We start from the raw sequence: 21827 nt of genomic DNA on the forward strand, positions 1-21827 counted from the left end.
CCGGTCGCGCTTCAAAAACACCGTGAAAGACCGCAGGGCTCGCGCCCTACCGCTCACAAGAAACACCCCGCTTGGCGTCCAACCAAACTACGAAGACACCTCCGTGGCGCTGGCCGCGAATGCCTCCAACAGGAACGCCAGCGCACGTTCCCCGATTCCCGGAAAACTGCTTTCGCGTGGGCCGGCGATATTCAAGGTTTGCGGGCGCACTTGGTCCAGCCAAACGCGGACGGCGACCGGGGACGACGCATCCATCGCCACCGACAGATACGGTTTGTTCCAGCGTGTCGCGTATCGACGCGTCAGCAACGTGCCGCCCTTGAGACGCTGTTCATACAAAATCAGCGTGGCGTCACTGTCGATCACGTTCTGTTCGGTCCGGGGCGGATATTCGGCGGTCTCCATTTCCACCATCTCATATCGGCTGGGGATCGAACCGTCTTCGGACAACCGTCCTTTGGGACACCAGCCGCCGTGTTGGATCTGGTAGGCGATTGCCACCTCCAATCCGGCGCGATCGACGCCGGTTTGCCCACCGGAGACGATGCGGCCGGGAAGAAACGGTGGCTCACCACGGGGGCTCGATGAACGCTGCGTCAAATCTTGCTCTCCTCGTCATACCAATCAGCGTCGGCGATCAGCGTCGATTCGATCGATGATTCACTGGGAACCGAAAACGGAGACTCCTGCCACGCGCGGGGAAGGGACGCGTTGAACAGTCGCATTTCGGATTTCGTCGGGTGCTCTATTAAAAGACGCCAGCTGTGCAGGGCAACCCCGCAGGGAAAACGGCTGCACGAGCCGTATTTCGTGTCGCCCAAAATGGGATGGCCTCGGTCGGCAAATTGCAGTCGGATTTGATGCTTGCGGCCGGTCAACAACCGCACCGCGACGAGTGTCCGCGCCGCGGATCGGTCAATCACACAGTAGTTCAAGCGAGCTTCTTGCGCATCCGACCGCGGGTGCCGAGCGACCCGCATGCGATGCGATGGGTCGTCTTTGAAAACGGAATCGGTCAAGGTGCCTGATCGCGGCAACCCGGAATCTTTCTCCAAATCCCCGGCGACCATCGCCAGATACAATTTCCGCGCCCGAGTAGACACTTTTTTGCTTTTGCCGGGGCCGCCGAACTGAATCGCCAACCGCGACGCGGCTTTGCTGGTTCGCGCCAGCACGAGCACGCCGGTGGTCAGTTGATCGAGCCGGCTGACGACGCCGACAAACACGTTGCCCGGTTTTTGATAGCGACGTTTCAGATAATCCGTCGCCCAGCCGTGGACGGTTTGAATGCCCGGTTCGGCTCCCATCGTCGGCATCCCGGCGGGCTTGTCGATGACCAACAGATGGTTGTCTTCATACAGAACCTTCATCGAGCCGCCGTCGTCGGGTGGTCGTGGCGGTCGGCCCGAGGTTCGGTGAGCACGCGTCGCAGCCAAGCCAGAGCCGCTTTGCCGATCCGTTCGTAAATGATCGACGGGTGCCCACCCAGCCGGCTGGTCGTCGAAAACACCTCCCCGGTCGGATCGACGACGATCAAGGTCACTTCTGCGGCCGGCAAGGGTTGCTCGTCGCTGCATTCCAATGACGGGTACTCGTCCACGGCGACCAACCATTGCGAGTCGCAGCGGCGACGAAGCGTCTCCAGGGCCGAGTCCGCATCGACATCCAGCACCGTCGCCAATTCGCCGAGCTTGGCAAAACAGAATCCGCCGCGATAGGTGGACGATTCGCCGAGTGATGCAAACCAATTGGCCAGCACCGCCGAGCGTCCCAGTTCCACGCTCACCAAACTTTCGCCCCGTGCAGCCAGCATCCGCTCCACCGCATGGTACTGTTCAAACTCTTCACCGTCACCGAAGTGCAGTTCCCCGACGCGTTCCATGATTTCGGCACGCGTCGATTCGATCTGACGGTGACATTCCTGCGGTGACTCGCCGATGGCACTGATCCGCAACGAAATCGTCGCCGAGCTGACCGTAATGCCGACGCGTGGCACGTGGTCGCGGGCGATCATCTCGCCCAAGCGTTGTTCCATGTCGCTTTCGCCGACGCCGAAGAATTTCATCACATGATGTTCGATGTGCCGCCGCGTGTTGCCGCCGCTTTTTAAGATCCGCGGCGCGACGGTTTCGTCGAACATGCGTTTCATTTCCGCCGGAACACCGGGCAACGCGAACAGCCGACTGGTGGAACCATCGGGTCGCTGGAACGTCGCATCGACTCCGGGAGCCGTGCCTTGGGGATTGGCGATCTCCAGGCTGCCCACGGGAAACATCGCTTGGACTTCATTGCGCTGGGGCATGTCGCGATTGCGGCGGGCGAACAATCGGTGGATGTGGTCCAGCGCCGATTGTCGCAATTCCAGCGGTTGGTCGAGCACGGCCGCCAACGCTTGACGCGTCAGATCATCGCGTGTCGGCCCCAAGCCGCCCGTGCAGACCACCACATCGGCCCGCAGCGCGGCGGTACGAAAGACGTCGATGTTGTGCTGCAGCGTGTCGCCGACGGTGCTGTGGAAGGTGACTTCAATCCCCAGTTCTCCCAATCGCCGGCTCAGCCATTGGGCGTTCGTGTCCAGCCGAGCGCCACTGGTCATTTCGTCGCCGATCGAGACGACTTCGGCGGTGAGCGAATCGTGTTGCATCGAGAAGGGCGGGTCGCGTCGTAAGAGGTTCCAGGGACAGGTTTCAGCAGTCGGCCAGGACAGGCCCTGGCTGACGATCAACGCACCAACATCAATGCCGCCGAAGGCTTTTGCTCGGTCAGCAGGATCGAGATTCGTTTGCCGTCGTCGGCGACCGGTTTTCCGAGCACGACGATGCGATGTTGGTAATCGCGGTGCCGGTCAAACAAGAGCCGCGTTTGAATCGATGTCGGTGGCCTGCCGTCTTTGCAGACGACTTCGAAGAACCACCAAACGTGGCCGCCGTCTGGTTTGCGGCCGACCCAGCGGATCGGGCGACCGCTGAGTTTGACAGCCTCGGATTCAGTTGGCCCGGATTCGGCAGGCCCCGATGCGGTTCGTTCGCCTTGGCCGACTTGGGGATCAAAAAACAATTTAGAACGCAGGTACTCGCCCTGCCAATCGTCGTCGGCGTCGGCCTGGATCGAGCGGGCCATCCATTGTTCGTCCAGCACATCGATCCGCAGCGCGACTTCGATGCGACGCGTTTCCGCGTTCCACTCGATTTCACAAACGGTCTCATGGACCGGGTGCATCAACAGCGTGGACCCGAGGGCCAGGAGAACGGAAGTCACGTTGATCATTTTCCTTTGGCCGGTTCTTGCTCGGCTTTCTCGTCCGATGATTCCTCGTCCGTCTCTTGCGACGAGTCGTCTTTTTGATCATCGGCGGCTTTCTGCATCGGGTTCTTTTTCTTGTCATCCTTGAACAACTTGAAACGACTGGGCACCATTTTTTCGGGCCAGTGGTTGTTGCCTTCGTCGACGTCGGCGGTCTGGCGTTTCGGATCCAGTTCCAGCCGAACGATTTCTTTGTCGGTAACGATCAACTTGCTGACTCGTTTGCTGTTACGTCGCCAGATCTGGGCCGGGAACGTCATCATTTCGCTGGTGTTGTCGGCGTAGTGAACGCGGATCAGGATCGGCATCACCAAACCGCCCACGTTGCGAAAATCGACGACGTAAAAATTGGTGGTTCGGCGAAGGATCGCCCGCTCTTGGCTGCTCAAGCCGTCCAAGAATTTTTGAAACGACTTGCGGTCCTCTTCTTCGACTGTCCACTCGTCGTACTCGGGGCTGTTGTAAAAATCCTTGAGCCCCGGTTGCCAATCGATCCGTCGCCGCATGCCTTGATTGCGTTCCTTGGTGATCGTGTCTTCTTCACGGTCCTTTTCCTGCCGCGTTCGTTCGGCTTGCTCATCCGGATCGCCCGAGTCGATTTTGTACAACTGGACGTCGTCGATGGCGATGTCGACGTGATCGGTCCCGTAGAACCAGCCCCGCCAGAACCAATCCAGATCGACGCCCGAGGCGTCTTCCATCGTGCGGAAAAAATCACTGGGCGTGGGGCGTTTGAATTTCCAACGCCGAGCGTACTCGCGAAAGGCAAAGTCAAAGGATTCGCGGCCGAGAATGGTCTCGCGAAGAATGTTCAACGCGGTGGCGGGTTTGCCATAGGCGTTGTTACCGAACTGCAGGATCTCTTCGCTGCCCGTCATGATCGGACGTTGGTTGTTGCCACGCATGTAGCCGGTGATCTTTTCGGGGTCACCGCGTCGCGACGGGTAATCGTCTTCCCATTCCTGTTCGGCCAGGTACTGCAGGAACGTGTTGAGCCCTTCGTCCATCCAAGTCCATTGCCGTTCGTCGCTGTTGACGATCATCGGAAAGAAGTTGTGACCGACTTCGTGGATGACGACCGAGATCAAACCGTACTTGGTCGCTTTGCTATACGTCCCGTCGTCTTCCGGACGCGGTCCGTTGAAGCAGATCATCGGGTATTCCATGCCATAGACCGGACCGTTGACGCTGATCGCAACCGGGTACGGGTATTCAAAGGAGTAACGACCGTAAACTTCCAGCGTGTGCGCGATCGCTTCGGTCGAGTATTGGCTCCACAACGGCTCGGCTTCGTTGGGGTAATAGGACATCGCCATCACCGTTTGCGATCCGACCTTGACGCCCAGGGCATCCCAGATGAATTTCCGGCTGGCGGCAAAGGCAAAATCGCGCACATTCGTCGCGTCAAACTCCCAGGTCTTTGTCGTTTCTGTTCTCACGCTTTCGTTCGCTTCGGCTTCCTCCGGCGTGATGATGAACATCGGCGTCTGGGCCTGTTCGGCCGTGGCCAACCGCTGTTTCCAGCGGTCGGTCAGCACCTGATCGGGGTTCTGCAAGGTTCCGGTCGACGCGACGACCATTTCTGATGGGACGGTGATCCGGACTTGATAATTGCCCAGCTCCAGCGTGAACTCGCCGCGGCCCAAAAACGACTTGTGTTGCCAGGCGCCGAAGTCCGTGTAGGCGGCGACTCGGGGGAACCACTGCGCGATTTCGTAGATGTAGTTCTTGTCGTCCTCGAAATACTCCTTGCCGCCACGGGCGCGAATGACTTTCGCATCGACAATCTTGTACGAGTACTCGATCGCCACTTCGGTCTGCTCGCCCGGCGCGATCGGCGTCGACAGATCGATTCGCATCATCGTGCCGATGTCCGTGTGGCGGAGCGGTTTGTCGGCGCCGTCGGTCACCGATGCGATGCGGTACCCGCCGTCAAAGCGACGACTGGCCAAAATGGATTTCATCGCGCCGAACGAGATCCGCGGCGACAACGACGGCGCCGTCGTGGTTTCCAAGGCGTCCGATCCCTGGCGGAATCGATTCTGGTCCAGCTGGATCCAGAGATACGGCAGCGTGTGGGGCGATTGGTTGTGATAGCGAATCTTCACCACGCCGTTGATCTGCTGCTGGTCGTCGTCCAGCGTGACATCGATTTCATAATCGGCGCGCTGTTGCCAGTAGGCGGGGCCGGGAGCACCCGAGGCGATTCGCGTCGCACCCGGCGTCGGCCACCAAGGGTCCAGTTGGGCAAAGGGATCGTGGGGATCGGAGTGTTTTCGGTTGGCTGATTCCGGTGATTGGGCGGAGACCTCGTCGGTGCCGACGCCCGACACGGTCGTCAGCAAGGCGATGAAAAGGATTATCGCCAATCGAGGCGATACCGGGGGCGCGAACAAGCAGCTTCGACGGCAGTGCGAAATCACAGTACAGGGGCTCAGGATGCGAGACTCGGGCGGATGAGGCGGTGTAGGATGACGCGACAATCTTAATTCGCCAGATTGCGGTCTGTCGACGTTATGTCTGCTGTGCGATGTCCTCCGCCCATAGATCAGGTTTTTCGCGAATAAATCGCTCCATCAGGGCGATGCAACCCGGGTCATTGGCGATCACGACTTCGACGCCGTGCTCGCGCAGGAAGGCTTCGTTGCCACCAAAGTTCTGGTTTTCACCGATCACGACGCGCGGAATGCCGAACTGAACGATCGTTCCGCTGCACATCATGCAGGGGCTCAGCGAGGTGTAAAGTGTCGTGTCGCGATAGGTCGATTGACGCCCGGCCTTGCGCAACGCATCCATTTCGCCGTGCGCGATCGGGTCGCCCTGTTGGACCCGCTGGTTTCGCCCACTGGCCAGGACCTCGTCCCCCCGCGCGAGCAGTGATCCGATCGGGCAGCCCCCCTCGTTGAACCCGGCCACGGCTTCCTCGTAGGCGCGTCGCAGCAGGTAGTGGTCCGTTTGGTTCAGCATAAAAGTCTCGGGGGATGGCACCGTTCATTCCGTGGCGTGTTGCCGTTATCTTGATGACGGTCGTTTTTGGTGGGGGCGATTCGTGCAGGCTGACGACCGCAGGCTTCGGACACCGCACCGATGACCTGCTCCCGCACGACCGTTCATTTCCTCCGTCATGTTAGCACATTGAACATCAACGATTCAGAATCACCCAAGCATCGCGACCGCCAGATCGGTTATTGCACGAATGTCCATGCCGGCATCGATTTGACCTCGATCCGAGCGAATCTTCGCGAGTACGCGGTTCCGGTCCAGCAACAGCTTTCCCAGACACACGGTTTGAACGCGTTGGGCGTCGGGCTGTGGATCCCCGACCAGGCTTCGCGTGAGTTGGCCGCCGGTCAACTGGACGCCTTTCGTGGATTTCTGGATTCCCATCGATTGCAGCCCTTCACCATCAACGGGTTCCCGTTCGCGAATTTCCACGGCGATCACGTCAAGCAACGCGTGTACTTGCCGACGTGGGCTGAGCCCGAGCGGTTGGAGTACACGCAGCGGCTGGCCACGATCTTGTCGCGATTGCTTCACGAGGGTCAGTCGCTGGGATCGATCAGCACGCTGCCGATCGGTTGGCCCGACAACCCGTTTACAGGCGATCGCTCCGGTCACGACAAGGTGGCAATCGCCGGTGCCAAGCTGCGGGAACTGGCGGCGTTCCTGGAGCGGCTGGAGGGCCAGACCGGGAAACGGATCGTGGTCGCGATCGAACCGGAGCCCGGCTGCGTGATCGACACGGTCGGTGATCTGATCGGTTTCTTTGACGAACACCTGCCCGATCCGACGCACCGACGCTATCTGACGGTCTGTCACGATATCTGTCACAGCGCCGTGATGAACGAACCGCAACGATCAGTGGTGACGGCGTATGCCGATGCCGGGATCACCATCGGTAAAGTCCAGGTCAGCAGCGCCATCGTGGCCGACTGGGGATCGATCGCTGCCGGCGAGGTCGCGTTGACACTGGAGCAGCTCGGCGCGTTCGCCGAAGACCGGTATTTGCATCAGACGGGCCAGGTCGGACGCGACGGCTCGTTCCGATTGGCCGACGACTTGCCGGCACTGCTGGAGCAAACCCGACCGAACGATCTCGACAAGCTCCTCCGCTGGGTGATCCATTTTCACGTGCCGATCTTCTTAGAACGCGTCGGCCAATTGACCACCAGCCGCGACGCGGTGCTCGAGTGTTTGACGGCCCTCGACGATGACACGATCAACGTCGACTTCACGGGGCACTTGGAAGTCGAGACGTATGCCTGGACCGTGTTGCCCGAAGCGATGCGGCGACGTGGCCTGGCCGAAGACATCGCCAGCGAACTGCAGTGGTTGCTGGATCAGCTGGCGTGACAAGTGGGACAGGCGTCAAAGTGTTAGCGGAACGGCGCGAGCCGTCCGGTCGCGCTTCAAAACTACCGTGAAAGACCGGAGGGCTCGCGCCCTACCGCTAACGAAAACACCCCGCTTAGCGTCAAAGTGTTAGCGGAACGGCGCGAGCCGTCCGGTTGCGCTTCAAAACTACCGTGAAAGACCGGAGGGTTCGCGCCCTACCGCTAACAAATCGTTCACGGCGTAGGGCTCCGCCTGTGACCTACAGTGGCGGAGCCACTGCACCCCTCGTTCCAAGGCGGAGCCTTGGAACGACCAGTGTTCAGCTGTCGGTGCACGTTTCCAGGAACCGAGCCAGACGGTGGAAGTCGCTGCCGGGTTCGATGAAGCGAACTTTGGTGACCAGCGTTTGAGGATCGACCAGCTTGTTGAACGGCACATAGTGCAGATCCAGTTGGCCGGAGACGGAGACCATCACGCCGTTGAGTTTCTCTTCCACGAGGGCACGATACGCACCGACGCCGAGTTGCGAGCCCAGCATCACGTCGTAGGCGTGGGGCGGCGCGCAACGCGCTTCATAGCCGAGTTGCAGACCGTTGACCTTGCGTGTTTTACCGGTACGAGCCGTGTAGGCTTTCGCGAGCAGTCCGCTCAGCAGCGCGCCCAGGTTGATCGCGGAGATATTGATGTGCCCGTGGTCATCACGGGATACGCCTTCCAAGTATTTCGCGGGCAAGAATTCCGCCAGGCCTTCGGCGACGACGATGGTTCCGTACTCGCGGCCTTCGCGTTCGCGGGCGACCATCATGTCGACCATCTTGTCGATCACCTTGTCCAGCACCATGATCTTGCGTGGTTTGCCGGTTTCCGGATCCACCTCTTCGGCTGCCAGGTCGCCGGCGATGTCTTCGACGCTCATCACCAAACTGCCTTCACCGGCGATCGCGGCGCCATAGGCCAGCCAGCCGGCGCTGCGTCCCATCGCTTCGCACAGGAAGTACGCCTTTCCGGCCGCGGCGTCGTAATTCAAGTTGCGAATCTCTTCGGCCAGCGTTTCCACGGCGGTGAAGAACCCGAACGTGAAATCGATTCCGCTGTAGTCGTTGTCGATCGTCTTGGGCAGGTGAATGACCGGGAACCGGCGTGCGTCGCCGGGCAGGTTGTCCTGGAACATTTTTAGTTTGTTGGCCGTCTTCAGCGTGTCGTCACCGCCGATCGAAATCAAGGCGTCGATTTCGAGGGAACACAGGCCTTCGTAAACACGTCGCAGCGGCGCGACCAGCTCGCGGTCTTTCAAGTGCTCGGGACTGCTGACATGTTTTCCAGGGTTGGTGCGCGCGGTCCCGATCATGATGCCACGACTGCTGCGGGCGTGGGTCAGCGATTCGTGGGTGAACCGCAAGTAATCGACGCCTTCTTGCAGCGGGCCTGCGGCCGTGTAATCGGCCAGACGGCTGTAGCCGTGCTTGATCCCGAAAACCTGCGAGCCTTCTTCCAGGAATGAAAACGCAGCCGTCGAAATCACCGCGTTGGCAGCCGGCGCGGGGCCTCCGGCAAACAGAATGGCAACGCGTTTGATATCCAGGGTGTGATGGTCTGGCATGGTGTTCACTACTCGACAGGGAAGGGAGGGATGTTTCTATGCAAAAGAGGCCGACGCAGATTCCATGGATGGGGCGGTTCGGACCGTCGAAGCGGGATGGGGAAGTGAAGTCGTCAGGGGGAGATTTTAGAGATGCCGCGATCAACGCCAAGCCGTTAAGGCGATTCGGTGGTTTTCGACACGACAAACCGGGGTTGAGGGACGGAAAAGTCACCCAGATTACCGCGTTTGAGCCATCCTGCCCCGCTTCCGAGCTGAATTCTCAACGATTGGCGCGTAAAACGCGAAGAATAGGCAAGCAAAAAACATCGGTGCCCCAGCCGATTCGGCTTCTTCGTTGTCCGGTCGCGCTAAAAGCTTGCAGTCCGGCGCTGGATCAATCAAGATCTCCCCTGCCTCGATCACGTCGACCTGCCGATCCGGCCGGGACGTTCGCGTGACGCGGTGTCCTTCTCTTTCGCACGGTTGGCACGTTCCGGATACTCACGATGACTTGGCACACTCCATCTGGCGACCGGTATCTGGTTGGTGAGGAGGCGGAGTTGGTGCGTGACTCGCTCGCAACCATGGTTCAGGAATTGGCCAGTTGTCGCGAGACCGAGGAAGAGCCATGGGAGTATGGCGTCACGTTGTTCGATGAATTGACCTGGCAACAACAACTCGCGGTGCTCGATTTGTTGGCCACCAATCTGTTGCAACAAACCGACCAGACGCTCGAGTTAAGCGGCATCAACGAAGCGGCCGTGGCGGCGGTCTATCAAAATATCATCCAGCAGATCGAGCTCGAGATCGAATTGCATCCGGTCTCGCCGGAGGAGTTTCGCTGCCGCTGGCGACAAGCCGCCTTGGACGCCTTTCTCGAAAATGAAGATGACGATGTGCTGCTTCAGGAAGAGTGTTTGCAAGAAGCTGACCAGAAGTCTGTGTTTGACATCGAGGTGGATTCGTTGGAGGTGGATCGTTGGAGCTGGCTGGTCGAAATGCTGGCCGACCGCGTCCTCTGGGACCGCGATTTCGAAATGGTCAACGTGATGATCGACGCGCCACCCGAACGCGCCGCCGCAATGCGTGCCGCCCTCGGAATCCACTCTGGCTATTACACCGCCATCGCCCCCGACCCGACCGACCGACAAGTCGACTCGCTGTTCGAGTCGCTTGAGCAACTGACCCGGGCCAAACCGAGGTAGCCGGGGAAACTTGCGGCTTGGCGTCCGGTTTCGGCGTGACAGACCGGACGGCTGCGCCCTGCCGCTCACAAAACGGCGTGTCGATTTAATCAGCCGTTTGGCGCGAGCCTACGGGCTCTGGTGTATTTTCTTCGTGCTGCAGGCCCGTACGCTCGCGCGAAACGGCTGATCCCACGTGTGATCAGGTTAAATCAACGGGCCGGAAAGCATCCCGCTTGGTTAGGGTGGGAGGTGTTGGGTGGCTGCCGTCTGGCGACGGCAGAGGACGCAAGCTGGAAGCTTACGCCACTTCGCAAGCTGGAAGCTTACGCCACTTCGCAAGCTGGAAGCTTACGCCACTTCGCAAGCTGGAAGCTTACGCCACTATTTGATGGCGACGATGTAGCAGATCCAGCTGGGGTCGCTGTCGGCGGCCCCGCAGCGATACCATCCGCCATCGAGTTCGGGATCTTCTTCGTTCTCGCGTTCCCAGTAGACGTGGCTTTCGCGGAATCCGGCGTCGGCCAGCATCTCGCGGACTTCGGGAATCGTCCAGAACCGCCAATGGTATTCAAACGCCCGCTTCAGCTTGCTGCCGTCGGGGAACTTGAAGGAGATTGAGAAACTCGCGTCGGCCGTGATCGGGTTGAAGGATTCCTGTTTCCAGTGATAGTCGAATCCCTTCTTTCCTTTCTTGATCGTCCGCTTGTCGGTGTGATCTTCGTTGAAGCATTCGCCGCCGCCCATCATGTCCATGACCATGATGCCCTGGTCGTTCAGATGCGAGCGGGCGATCTTGAAGTACTCGACAACTTCGGGGCGTGTTTTGAAGATCCAAAACGAAAAATTCTGGGCGGCCAAGACGTCAGCCGGTTCGGTGTTGCCGTCGCGAACGTCCTGTTCGAGCAACGTGACGCGTTTCCGTTGAACCGGTTTTAATTTGGCCAGATTGTGATCGCGCCCCCATTGCAGTGTTTCGCTGCAGAAGTCGACGCCGACCGCGGTGCGGCGGGGGTTCGACGCGGCCCACTTGCAACACACCGCGAAGGTGCCGCAAAAATCTTCTCGAAGCGTCAGGGGTTTGCGTTTATAGGCCTCGCGGTAGGCTTGTTCAAAGAATTCGACCTCGTGTTCGGGGGTCTGGACCGATTGTTGGTAGAGGTCAAACTTGTCCGCCGTCGCCGCCATCGTGGGCGACGACTTGGATTTCGATTTTGCCATGTTGTCAATTCAATGGTGGGTTTATCGCCGCGCCAGCCGACGCGAGATCGCCTTGGTCGGCAGCGGCATGATCTCGGCCGGACCGCTGGGATTGAACAACGCGTCGTCGCGGGTCTGTTCGTCTTCGGGTTGCTCATACGTGACCAGGTAGGCACCGATGATGTCGCCACCTTTCTCGTAGACCGGCGGCCAGAATTCTTCGCCGCGAATCGCCAACGTCCTGGCCAACAGCCGCGTCGCACGCCCGGAGAATCCGCTGAGCACCATATCGAGTCGACCGAGCGCTTCACGGTAAATGTAGAACACCATTGCGGTGTCCTTGTTCTTACCGCCGGCAAATTCCCAAGTTCCGTCGTCTTTTTCGTAGTAGAAACCCGGTTCTGGCGCGTCTTCGTTCTTGCTCAACCGCGTGCCCGCCGAAGCGCTGTCGGGTTTGGGATCGGAATCTCGGTAGCGCAGAAAGAACGGACAGGAACGTGCCGAAACATCATCGACGTCGTCTTCGGTCACAAACGGCGTGCAACCGAACACGTCGGAGAACAGCAGTTCGACGACCGGGTTGCTCTTGATGCTGCCGATGCAGATCATGCCGCGATCGCCCGTCGCATCGACGAAGCCGTCGAAGACTTCGTCCGCCCGCTGACGTACGTCGTCTTTGTCGACCTGTCCCGGGCTCCAGACCAGCGTCTGTTGGAATCGATCGGGCATGGGGACTTCGCGTCCGGAACCTTCTTCGCCGTCCTGCTCCTTGTGCTTGGCGACTCCGCCGAGTGTGGACACGCCACTGAGGACTTCGCCGACCAGGACCGAATCGCTGGCGACCACCGAAGCTCCTTCGGGAGTCGCGTTGGCATCGGTCGCCCGGACCCCCACGATGATCTCAATTTCTTTGCGCCGGGCGATCAGTTCCCAAAAGTTCTCCGGATTGACCGCAAACAGTGCCCCCGGCAATTGATCCGCCGTCGCATGGCCCTGGTCGATCAGGTAATCACACAAACGCGACAGGGCATCCAGCGGGATGTACTTGGCCTCATTCTTCAATAGCGAAGCGACTTGGTGACGGTCTAAACCCGTGTGTTCCACAATCGATTTGATCGTCCCCGGACGTTTGCGACGGTCCGGGGTGTGGCCCAACAGTTCAGCCAAGCGAAATGCGTATCTCATAGTCGCGTCTATTTCGAGAGGTTTCAGTGAAAAGGTGGTCGGGCAAGTCACTCGACCGATGAAGTCATTGCGGGGGGCATTCTCACTTTCCGTGGCCAGCTCCCCGCCCCGCTTGCCGAGACTCGCATCTCGTGTCACTGCGGACAGGTGCATTAGTTTCGTCGATCACCGAAGGCCCGACTACCCCACAGAAACCGGGACACCAAGTAAGCCGCGATCCCGATCCCAAGGGTGCCCAATCCCACCGTGGCTTGCAACGGAACCCGAATCGCCGTCAATGTTGCGATCCCCAGTGTGCCGACGACGTAGATCATCGGCACCCACGGGTATCCCCAGACCTGAACCGGGTGCACGCCGTGGTTGCGAAACAGGAAAACCAGCGATCCACACAGGGCCGCACAGATCGACAAGGTGAAGCCCAAATAATCCAGTTGTTCGCGAAGCGTGCTGATGCAAATCACCACGATCGCCAAGCCGGCTTGGATCCAGATCGTCGGCAGCGATTCGACCGGTCCGGCAATCGCCCCTGCGCCAAGGTCGCCGCCGCGGCGACCGCTCAACCAACGCGGCAACAGGCGATCGGCCGCCATTTTTTGATAGACCCGGGGCCCGGTTTGCATCAGGGCCAACACCGATGTCCCCAACCCCGCAAGAATCGCAATCCGGACCAAGGGGCTGACCCACGATCCCCAGTTCGATCCGCGGGCCTGAATTTGCCGGCCGACCGATTCGGCCGCCAACGTCGCCACGTTGGGCTGCCCGGCGACCTCGGCCGCCGGCGGGGCGTAGACGAAAATGATGTTCAACAGCAGGTACAGCACCGCCACCCCCACGGTGCCAAACAGCATCGCACGCGGCACATTTCGCGTCGGTTGGTCAATCTCGTCGGTCAAATATACCGCCGCATTGAATCCACTATAGCTGAGTGAAATCCAGGTCAACGCGTTGGCGAACACCAACGCAAACGCCCAGCCGCCGCCTGCCGTCGCCTCGGCCCCAGCGTCCACCCCCGCGACCGCATCGGACGCCGCAGCGACGGCGGTCCCCTGCCACGTCGAAAGCGTGCTGTAGGCGATCAGCACGAACAGTCCGATCAAAACCAGCTTGGCAATCACCACGCCATTTTGAATGTGCGTCCCACGCTTGAGCCCCAGACTGTGGACGATCGCCGCCAGTAGGACCAACACGATCGCGATCGATCGATCGGGCAATGGTTCCAGCCATCCCAACCCCGCCCCGCGCGTGAACGATTCAAACGTCGTCGCGGCAAACGCCATCGCGCCGGTGAATCCGGCCAACAGAGAAACCCATCCGGCCATCATGCCGGCAGCGGGATGAATCGCCCGAGCCAGAAACAGATATTCCCCACCCGATTCGGTGAACTGCTGGGCGAGTGCCCCGTAACACAGCGCGCCACAAATCGCGATCACTCCGCCGATCGCCCAGGCCGCGATCACGTAATGCGGCTCACCCAGGTCACCGAGCGTGAACCCGCTGGTCGTGTAAACCCCGGCGCCGATCATGCTGGCCGCCACAACAGCGGCCGCCGAAAGCGCGTTCATTTTGGGCTGCGACAATGACTGGCTCCAATTTGGGACGACCCAGAAAGGACGTCGTACCGCTAAAACGTTGACAGGCTGGAAGCCTCTCCCACTCGATTACGCCAACACCTGACGGACGACGTCACCGCCTTCGACCCCGGTCAGACGTTGATCGAGCCCCTTGAACGCATAGGTGAATCGGTCCGAATCGATTCCCATCAGATGCAAGATCGTGGCATTGAGATCACGGATGTGGACGGGGTTTTCGGTCACGTTGTAACTGAATTCATCGGTCGCGCCATGGACCACGCCGCCCTGGATCCCCGCCCCGGCCAGCCATACCGAAAAACACTTGGGGTGGTGGTCCCGGCCGTAGTTGGTTTTGGTCAAACTTCCCTGACAGTACATCGTTCGTCCAAACTCGCCGCCCCAAACCACCAGCGTGTCATCGATCATGCCGCGTTGGCGAAGGTCTTTCAACAGTGCCGAACAGGGCCGGTCGATGTCTTTGCACTGATTCGGCAAGTCCTTGGGCAGGTTGCCGTGTTGGTCCCATCCGCGATGAAAGATCTGGGTGAAACGCACGCCGCGTTCCGCCATTCGGCGAGCCATCAAGCAGCAATTGGCAAACGTTCCCGGCGTGGTCACGTCATCGCCGTACATGTCCAAGATGTACTTCGGCTCGTCGCTAATGTTGGCGAGGTCCGGCACGCTGGTCTGCATCCGGAATGCCATCTCGTACTGTGCGATGCGGGCATCCGTTTCCGGGTCACCGATCGATTCGGCGGTGACTCGATTCAAACGCGCCAGCGAGTCCAGCATGGCGCGACGCAGTTCCGAATCGACGCCCTTGGGGTTGGACAAATACAAGACCGGATCCCCCGAGCTGCGGAGCGCCACGCCTTGATACTTGCTGGGCAAGAAGCCGCTTCCCCAAAGCCGGTTGTAGAGCGCCTGGGCCTCTTTCCGTCCGGTCCACGATGCCGTCATGACCAGGAAGTCGGGCAGGTTTTCATTTTCGGTCCCCAGGCCGTAGCTGAGCCAAGAACCCAAACTGGCTTTACCCGGCAACTGGTCGCCGGTGCAAATGTAGGTGATCGCGGGGTCATGGTTGATCGCTTCGGTGTGCATCGATTTGATCAACGCGATTTCGTCAACGTGTTTCGCCGTGTGTGGCAACAACTCGCTGACCATCGTTCCGTTTTCACCCTGTGGCGAAAAGTCATAGATGCTCGGCGCGATCGGAAATCGAGCTTGCCCGCTGGTCATCGTCGTCAACCGCTGGCCCTGGCGAATGGAATCCGGCAGATCCTTGTCGAACCAGTCGGTCATGGTCGGTTTGTGGTCCCACAGATCCATCTGGCTGGGGGCTCCCGACATGAACAGATAAATCGCCCGTTTGGCTTTGGGTTCATGGTGTGGCAATTCGGGCAGTCCGCCTTTGGCCGACTCGGACCGATAATCCGACACCTTGGGCGCCGCGTCGGCGCGGGTGTCCAGCGACGCCAGCGCCGCGGCGCCCAATCCCGCCGCGGATTGCGAGAACAGCGAACGTCGGTTCAAGCGGATCAATCGTTGCTTAGCATTCATCGTTCACTTCTCCTACTTGCTGACCACTTCGTCCAAGTTCAACAGCGTGCTGGCGATCATCATCCAGGCGGCATGCTCACTCGGTTCGATCTTGTCGAATTTGATTTCGTCGACCGACAACAGGTCGACCGCCGCGGCCGTGTCGTCGCTGTAGTGCTCTCGCAGCTTGTCCAACAACGAAACCAACTCGTGAACTTCCGCGGCGACAGGTTTTCGGGCGGTCACCGTTTCGAACAACCAAGCCAACTTGTCCGAGGGATCCTGCAGCTCACATTCGACGTGGGCGCGGACCGCCAAGTGTTTCGCCGCCTGCAGATATTGATGCTCGTTCATCAGCAACAGTGCTTGCAGTGGCGTGTTGGTTCGTTCGCGCCGCGCCGTGCACGACTCCCGACTGGGCGCGTCGAAGGTGGACATCTGCGGCGGAGCGCTGGTGCGTTTCCAGAAAATGTAAACACTGCGGCGAAGCTGTTTCTCCAGCTCCGTGTCGGCCTTGAAATTCGCCGTGTTGCTCCGCGTGTAGCCGACGGCGTACCACAAGCCGGACGGTTGCGGCGGCTTGACACTCGGTCCGCCCAGTCGCGGGTTCAGCAATCCCGCCAACGCCAAGGCCTGATCACGAAGCACTTCGGCGTCCAAGCGATGTCGAGGTCCACGCGCCAAAAAACGATTCTCGGGGTCGATCGCAAGAGTCTCCGGACTGACCGCGGCGTCACGAAGGTAGGCGCGACTGGTCACCATCCATTTGATCAATCGCTTGATGTCCCAACCGCTTTCGATGAACTCGACCGCCAGCCAATCGAGTAGCTCGGGATGACTGGGCGGCTGCCCCTGGCTGCCAAAATCTTCACTCGACTTGACCAGTCCGCTGCCGAAGATCGATTGCCAAAAACGATTCACGGCGACACGCGACGTCAGCGGGTGTTCCGGCGCGACCAGCCACTTGGCCAAACCCAATCGGTCACGCGGCAGGTCGTCGGCCATCGGTGGCAGAAACTCGGGGACACGTCGTGAGACGGTATCGCCAGGTTGATCATATTGGCCTCGGACCAGCACCTTGGCTTCACGCGGTTGGTCCAGTTCCTTCCAAACCAGTGTCGTCGCGATCTGGCCTTCCAGCTTTTCTTTCGCCGCTTCGGCCCCCTTGACCATGTCTTGCAACACCAACCAATCCGGGTGCGTGCATTGGACTTCTCGATAGTAGGCTTGAAGCGATGCCGCTTGCTCCGGTGTCCGTTCACTCGGTTTCTGAGACGCAAGTTCCACGATTCCCTTGGGCAGCGGGATCGCAGCGGATCGATAGGCGTAGGCGAACTGCGCGGTGCGACCGAGCGACACGGTTTTGACGTACAAGTCGTTGTGCCCTTTCTTCAACTCCAACGTGTACGTCTTCGCCAGCGGGTTGATCGGACCGCTGCGTTCGGACTGCGCGATCCGCTTCTTGTTCAAAAACACGACGTGACTGTCGCTGGTCCCCAACAGCAGATCGATCGACTGTTTCTTGGGCGATTCCAACGTTTGATGGATCAGGTTCACTGCGACGCTCTCGCCGGCAACGGGCAAGGTATGAATCGCAACCGGCGTCCAATCGTTCCGCAATTCCCAGGCGTACGTTTTGTCTTCGTATTTAAAGGTTTCTTCGGCGTTGAAATCCCCTTGTTGGGAACCGAAACTGCGGTAGATGCCCGGGTTGGAACTTTCCACGGGGAACGGGCCGACGCTGTGGAGGTCACCGACGGTGATTTGGTCTTTGATCGGAACCGCGGCCGCCGCTTCGGACAACTGAAAGCGGACGGCATAAAACTGATGCTTGGCAAACTGTGACAGGTACTCCAGCCGAATTCGAATCTGGTTGTGACCGCGCTCGATTCGCTCGGCCAGGTCGGGGATGGCGAACGAAGCGTTGCGGCCACCGGTTTGTTGATGCCCGGCGATCGCCCAACCCTCCGTCGCCATGCGTTTTCCATCGATTGCCAAACCGACTTCAAAACGACCATCCTGTTGCTCGATGTCGGCCAGCGCCGAACGAATCGAAAGCGACTCCCACCCCTTCTCTTTGACCGGCGAACGGGCACGTGTTTCAATCTCGATCTCCGTCAGCACGGCGTTGCCGTTGGGCGAGACGCCCGCGCGATCGGTCTTGGGATCGGGGTGGACTTCCAATTGCAGCGATTGCCAATGACCGCCTGCCAAGGACGGCACCAGCGGGGCGGTGATGGTCTGCACGTCGCGGTCGGCAACGGTGTCACCGACGCGAACTTTTCCGTCGGCTTCGATCACCAAATCGGTGCCGAATTCGGAGTCCACTTCGCTCGGGGAGAGCAATTCCACGCGCGCGGCATGTTCGTCGTCGGTCCCGCTCAAGCCGGCTTCCCAGATCCGCTGGGCGGCATCGACCGATTCGATCGGCTCACGCATTTCGCGACGCAATTCTACGATCTGCTGGTCCAACGCGGCAAGTTCCGCGGACTGTTCTTGATTCGGCACGCGGACGACGGGCGCCGGATCCTTTTTGTTTTCGTCCAGCGCTCGGCCGTCCAGGCTGTTGAAGAAGGCGAACAGCGAGTAGTACTCTTTCTGGGAAATCGGATCGAACTTGTGATCGTGACAGACCGCGCACTGCGTGGTCATTCCCAGGAAGACGGTTCCGAACGCATCGGTGCGATCGATCACGTTGCGGGCGAACACCTCGTCATAAATCGATCCGCCTTCGTTGGTGGTGACGTTTAACCGATTGAAACCGCTGGCGATTTTCTGTGACAGCGTCGCATCGGGCAGCAAGTCGCCTGCCAATTGCTCAGTCACGAACTGATCAAACGGCATGTTTTGATTGAACGCATCGATGACCCAATCGCGATACGGCCACATCTCGCGATAGTTATCCAGGTGCAAGCCGTGGGTGTCGGCGTACCGGACCAGATCCAACCAATAGCGTCCGAAATGTTGGCCGAAGGCGGGCGAGGCGAGCAGTTCGTCGACCAATCGTTCGATGTCCAGTTTGCCTTCGGCAAGTCGATCGATCTGTTCACGTGTCGGCGGCAAACCCGTCAAATCCAAGCACAGGCGTCGCATCAACGTCGCATCATCGGCAATGCCGCCCAGCGTTAATCCTTTGGCAACGGCTTTGGCGTCGATGAAATGATCGATCGGGTGGGACGAGGTTGGGGGGATCTCGACTTTGACGGGGGGCTCGTAGGCCCAATGGCCACGATACTCCGCTCCACCCGCCACCCAGGCTTCGAGCGTTTTTTTCTGTGCTTCGGTGAGGGGTTTGTTAAAGCCCGGCGGTGGCATCAACACGTCGTTGTCGTCACTACGCAACCGCAGAACGAGTTCGCTTTCGTCGACCGCGCCGGCTTGGACCACCGACAGAATTCCGTCGGCGGTGTCCAGCCTCAGATCTGCCTGACGCTCATGTTCATCGGGTCCGTGACAGGCGAAACAATGGTCCGACAGGATCGGTCGGACATCGCGAGAAAAATCGGGAGCAGAATCGGCTGGAGATTCGCCCCGCACGAACGACGATCCGCAAAGGGCCAGGACCGCCGCGGCGAAAAAAAATCGGATCGGCATCGGTGGGACACAAGGCGGGAAAGAAACGGAGGAATCACCAGTATACTCGATCAACCGAGAATGGACCGCCACCGTTTCATCCGCCTCTCAAAGCCGTCGTCAGCTCGATCAGATTCCTCGGGTTTTGGCCCAGATCACCCTTGCCCACTCGCGATTGACTGGTGGCACTGACGATCACGCTTTGATTGGCGGAATGTTGACCGGTGGAATCTTGCCCGGTGGGACTGGCGGTGAGTTCGACTTCGATGTCGTCGACAAATTTCATCAGCGGAGTCGTGCGGGTTAATTGAATCCGCCGCTGGCCCCCACCGGCTCGTTCCTCGGACACCCAATCCCACTTGGAATTCGTCTCGGTCCATTGTCGAATGCGATCCGCGGCGCCTTGGACACTGCCGTCGAGTTCCACCGGTCGAAGCTCCGGGCGTGGGGCAGCCGGATCCAAGGCAGCTCGGTTTTGGGTCCAGTCACGTCCCCAATCGTCGATCCGCAGCACCACCGAACCGATGATCGCGACCGTGATTGCCAACGCGGCGCCCAGTGTGATCCATCCCATCATTTTGCTTTTCCGCATCTCGGTTTAGGGGTTCCCTTGTCGCCTGATCGTTCGGACAATTCGCCACACGCTCCCGCACTCGCACCCATTCCATTGCGTTATGGCTCATACGCCTTCGATGTTCCAATCCCAAGAAGACGACTTCTTGGAAGACGCCAAACCGCTCGCCGCGCGGATGCGTCCGACGTCGCTGAAAGAATACGTCGGCCAGCGACACATTCTAGGGCCTGGGAAACTGCTGCGACGGATGGTCGACGCCGGGCGTTTGGGGTCGGTCATCTTGTCCGGACCACCCGGTACGGGCAAGACAACGCTGGCCCATCTGCTGGCCAAGGAAACCGGCAGCCGCTGTCGTCGCTTGAGCGCGGTCACCGGAGGGGTCAAGGAAGTGCGTGAAGCGTTGGCTTGGGCCACCGACTTGGTCGCCAGCGGTGAGCCCCGGCCGGTGTTGTTTATCGACGAGATTCATCGCTTTAGCAAAAGCCAACAGGACGCGTTGCTGCCCGACGTCGAAGCCGGCATCGTGTCGCTGATCGGCGCGACGACCAGCAACCCGTATTTCGCCGTCAATGGGGCACTGATCAGCCGCAGCCAGGTGTTTCAGTTGGAAACGCTCTCGCCGGCGGAGATCACCGAGTTGCTCCATCGGGCGCTGGCCGACGGCGAACGCGGGCTGGCGGCAACGGGGGCAAGCGCCGACGACGAGGCGATCGCATTCCTGGCAGATGTTTGCGAAGGCGATGCGCGACGGGCACTCACGGCACTCGAAATCGCAGTCTCCAGCTCGCCGCAGCAGCCACCCCTGGTCACCCGCGACACGGCAGCCGAATCGATCGGCACCCGGATCGCAGGCTACGACGGCACCGGCGATGATCACTATGACCTGATCAGCGCCATGATCAAAAGCATCCGCGGCAGTGACGCCGACGCTGCAATCTATTGGCTCGCGCGGATGCTCGAAGGAGGCGAAGACCTGCGGTTCCTCTGTCGACGTCTGGTCATCCTGGCCAGCGAAGATGTCGGCAACGCCGACCCGGCCGCGCTGCCGATGGCGGTCGCCTGCATGCAGGCCTGTGAATGGGTCGGGTTGCCGGAAAGCGAATACATGCTGTCCCAGACGGTGGCTTATTTGGCGCTGGCTCCCAAAAGCAACGCCGCCACGGTGGCCATCGGATCGGCCCGCAAAGACGTTCGCGATCAAAAAATCGTCCCCGTCCCCCGACACCTCCGCGATTCGCATTCCGCCTCGGCCGAGCGTGAAGGTCGCGGCGAAGGGTATCTCTACAGCCACGACAGTCCCCACGGAATCGCGGCCCAAGACTACTTGGGCGTCGACCGTCGTTACTACGAACCGGTCGACCGAGGGTTTGAACGCGAACTGCGCGAGCGGAAGGCGTGGATCAGCAAGCGGTTGAAACCGTAGTGTGTCGCCTTTGGGCGATTCCGTTTCGCTGCTAGGGATCTCTATTAAATACACTGGCTCCCCTCCCCCCAAAAAACGTCAAAGACGCGAAGCGTCGAGCGTTTTTTGGGGAGAGGGGCTGGGGGTGAGGGGCAACACAGAGGGGCCGCAATGGTATCACGTGCAACCGCCCAACCGTATGTTCTGCGCCCGGTGAGAGGGTTACAAAATCGATCACCAGCCCCCTCATCCCCAGCCCTTCTCCCCCACAAATCGACAAGCAAGCTTGTTAACGATTTGTGGGGGAGAAGGGTGCCATATCCGTCAATAATTGAATCGACGTCCCACGCAGCGAAGCGGGGCGGCTGAAGCCCAATAC

Annotated in this window: 16 protein-coding genes; 3 read left to right on the forward strand and 13 right to left on the reverse strand. The window is 59.8% G+C overall.

Going from position 1 to position 21827, the window contains the following annotated elements:
* Positions 1 to 87: 87 nt before the first annotated feature.
* The 6 genes from NZK35_RS28945 to NZK35_RS28970 all read right to left on the reverse strand — a co-directional run bounded on the left by NZK35_RS28945 (position 88) and on the right by NZK35_RS28970 (position 6270).
* On the reverse strand, positions 88 to 600 hold the full coding sequence (locus NZK35_RS28945) for a putative molybdenum carrier protein (protein WP_259636013.1): 513 nt from the start codon (positions 598 to 600) through the stop codon (positions 88 to 90).
* Entirely contained in the window at positions 597 to 1370 is a 774-nt protein-coding gene (locus NZK35_RS28950) for an RluA family pseudouridine synthase (protein WP_259636014.1), read from the reverse strand. The genes NZK35_RS28945 and NZK35_RS28950 overlap by 4 nt, the downstream gene beginning before the upstream one ends.
* Entirely contained in the window at positions 1367 to 2644 is a 1278-nt protein-coding gene (locus NZK35_RS28955) for a competence/damage-inducible protein A (protein WP_259636015.1), read from the reverse strand. Before NZK35_RS28955 ends, NZK35_RS28950 begins: the two co-directional genes overlap by 4 nt.
* A gap of 77 nt (positions 2645 to 2721) precedes the next feature.
* A complete protein-coding gene (locus NZK35_RS28960; RefSeq protein WP_259636016.1) occupies positions 2722 to 3258 on the reverse strand; it encodes a DUF6702 family protein in 537 nt (178 codons plus the stop codon).
* Positions 3259 to 3263: 5 nt separating this feature from the next.
* Complete coding sequence (locus NZK35_RS28965) at positions 3264 to 5672, reverse strand: M1 family metallopeptidase (RefSeq protein WP_407699849.1); 2409 nt, start codon at positions 5670 to 5672, stop codon at positions 3264 to 3266.
* 145 nt (positions 5673 to 5817) lie between these two features.
* Positions 5818 to 6270, reverse strand: coding sequence for a nucleoside deaminase (locus tag NZK35_RS28970; protein ID WP_259636017.1), 453 nt, complete (start codon positions 6268 to 6270; stop codon positions 5818 to 5820).
* Positions 6271 to 6390: 120 nt separating this feature from the next.
* On the opposite strand from NZK35_RS28970, the gene eboE reads away from it, so the two are divergent.
* A complete protein-coding gene (eboE, locus tag NZK35_RS28975; RefSeq protein ID WP_259636018.1) occupies positions 6391 to 7656 on the forward strand; it encodes a metabolite traffic protein EboE in 1266 nt (421 codons plus the stop codon).
* Between the two features lie 301 nt (positions 7657 to 7957).
* On the opposite strand, the gene NZK35_RS28980 is transcribed toward eboE, so the two are convergent.
* Positions 7958 to 9238 (reverse strand): 6-phosphofructokinase, encoded by a 1281-nt coding sequence (locus NZK35_RS28980; RefSeq protein ID WP_259636019.1) that lies wholly within the window; start codon positions 9236 to 9238, stop codon positions 7958 to 7960.
* A gap of 488 nt (positions 9239 to 9726) precedes the next feature.
* Here NZK35_RS28980 and NZK35_RS28985 point away from each other — a divergent pair, with 488 nt between their 5' ends.
* A complete protein-coding gene (locus tag NZK35_RS28985) occupies positions 9727 to 10425 on the forward strand; it encodes a hypothetical protein (protein ID WP_259636020.1) in 699 nt (232 codons plus the stop codon).
* A gap of 363 nt (positions 10426 to 10788) precedes the next feature.
* On the opposite strand, the gene NZK35_RS28990 is transcribed toward NZK35_RS28985, so the two are convergent.
* From NZK35_RS28990 to NZK35_RS29015, 6 genes are all read right to left on the reverse strand, one after another.
* The gene (locus NZK35_RS28990; protein WP_259636021.1) at positions 10789 to 11625 is read right to left on the reverse strand and encodes a class I SAM-dependent methyltransferase; all 837 of its coding nucleotides are present in this window, start codon (positions 11623 to 11625) and stop codon (positions 10789 to 10791) included.
* Positions 11626 to 11646: 21 nt separating this feature from the next.
* Complete coding sequence (locus tag NZK35_RS28995) at positions 11647 to 12789, reverse strand: helix-turn-helix domain-containing protein (protein ID WP_259636022.1); 1143 nt, start codon at positions 12787 to 12789, stop codon at positions 11647 to 11649.
* A 152-nt stretch (positions 12790 to 12941) separates the two neighbouring features.
* Positions 12942 to 14366, reverse strand: coding sequence for an APC family permease (locus NZK35_RS29000; RefSeq protein ID WP_259636023.1), 1425 nt, complete (start codon positions 14364 to 14366; stop codon positions 12942 to 12944).
* Positions 14367 to 14447: 81 nt separating this feature from the next.
* Positions 14448 to 15920, reverse strand: coding sequence for a DUF1501 domain-containing protein (locus NZK35_RS29005; protein ID WP_259636024.1), 1473 nt, complete (start codon positions 15918 to 15920; stop codon positions 14448 to 14450).
* A 12-nt stretch (positions 15921 to 15932) separates the two neighbouring features.
* On the reverse strand, positions 15933 to 19493 hold the full coding sequence (locus NZK35_RS29010; RefSeq protein WP_259636025.1) for a PSD1 and planctomycete cytochrome C domain-containing protein: 3561 nt from the start codon (positions 19491 to 19493) through the stop codon (positions 15933 to 15935).
* Between the two features lie 76 nt (positions 19494 to 19569).
* Positions 19570 to 20064 (reverse strand): DUF1499 domain-containing protein, encoded by a 495-nt coding sequence (locus NZK35_RS29015; protein ID WP_259636026.1) that lies wholly within the window; start codon positions 20062 to 20064, stop codon positions 19570 to 19572.
* A gap of 100 nt (positions 20065 to 20164) precedes the next feature.
* Here NZK35_RS29015 and NZK35_RS29020 point away from each other — a divergent pair, with 100 nt between their 5' ends.
* Positions 20165 to 21469 carry a replication-associated recombination protein A gene (locus NZK35_RS29020; RefSeq protein WP_259636027.1) on the forward strand — a complete coding sequence of 435 codons (1305 nt, stop codon included), beginning with the start codon at positions 20165 to 20167 and terminating at the stop codon, positions 21467 to 21469.
* Positions 21470 to 21827 lie beyond the last annotated feature (358 nt).

The sequence above is a fragment of the Stieleria sedimenti genome (assembly GCF_025060895.1).
In the GTDB taxonomy this organism is placed as follows: Bacteria; Planctomycetota; Planctomycetia; order Pirellulales; family Pirellulaceae; genus Stieleria; species Stieleria sedimenti.

Bases quoted from the DNA above. Each gene is read 5' to 3' on its own strand.
- NZK35_RS29015 (WP_259636026.1), bottom strand. From the start codon at position 20,064: ATGCGGAAAAGCAAAATGATGGGATGGATCACACTGGGCGCCGCGTTG.
- NZK35_RS28955 (WP_259636015.1), bottom strand. From the start codon at position 2,644: ATGCAACACGATTCGCTCACCGCCGAAGTCGTCTCGATCGGCGACGAA.
- NZK35_RS28995 (WP_259636022.1), bottom strand. From the start codon at position 12,789: ATGAGATACGCATTTCGCTTGGCTGAACTGTTGGGCCACACCCCGGAC.
- NZK35_RS28990 (WP_259636021.1), bottom strand. From the start codon at position 11,625: ATGGCAAAATCGAAATCCAAGTCGTCGCCCACGATGGCGGCGACGGCG.
- NZK35_RS28950 (WP_259636014.1), bottom strand. From the start codon at position 1,370: ATGAAGGTTCTGTATGAAGACAACCATCTGTTGGTCATCGACAAGCCC.
- NZK35_RS28985 (WP_259636020.1), top strand. From the start codon at position 9,727: ATGACTTGGCACACTCCATCTGGCGACCGGTATCTGGTTGGTGAGGAG.
- eboE (WP_259636018.1), top strand. From the start codon at position 6,391: ATGACCTGCTCCCGCACGACCGTTCATTTCCTCCGTCATGTTAGCACA.
- NZK35_RS28970 (WP_259636017.1), bottom strand. From the start codon at position 6,270: ATGCTGAACCAAACGGACCACTACCTGCTGCGACGCGCCTACGAGGAA.
- NZK35_RS28980 (WP_259636019.1), bottom strand. From the start codon at position 9,238: ATGCCAGACCATCACACCCTGGATATCAAACGCGTTGCCATTCTGTTT.
- NZK35_RS29020 (WP_259636027.1), top strand. From the start codon at position 20,165: ATGTTCCAATCCCAAGAAGACGACTTCTTGGAAGACGCCAAACCGCTC.
- NZK35_RS29005 (WP_259636024.1), bottom strand. From the start codon at position 15,920: ATGAATGCTAAGCAACGATTGATCCGCTTGAACCGACGTTCGCTGTTC.
- NZK35_RS29010 (WP_259636025.1), bottom strand. From the start codon at position 19,493: ATGCCGATCCGATTTTTTTTCGCCGCGGCGGTCCTGGCCCTTTGCGGA.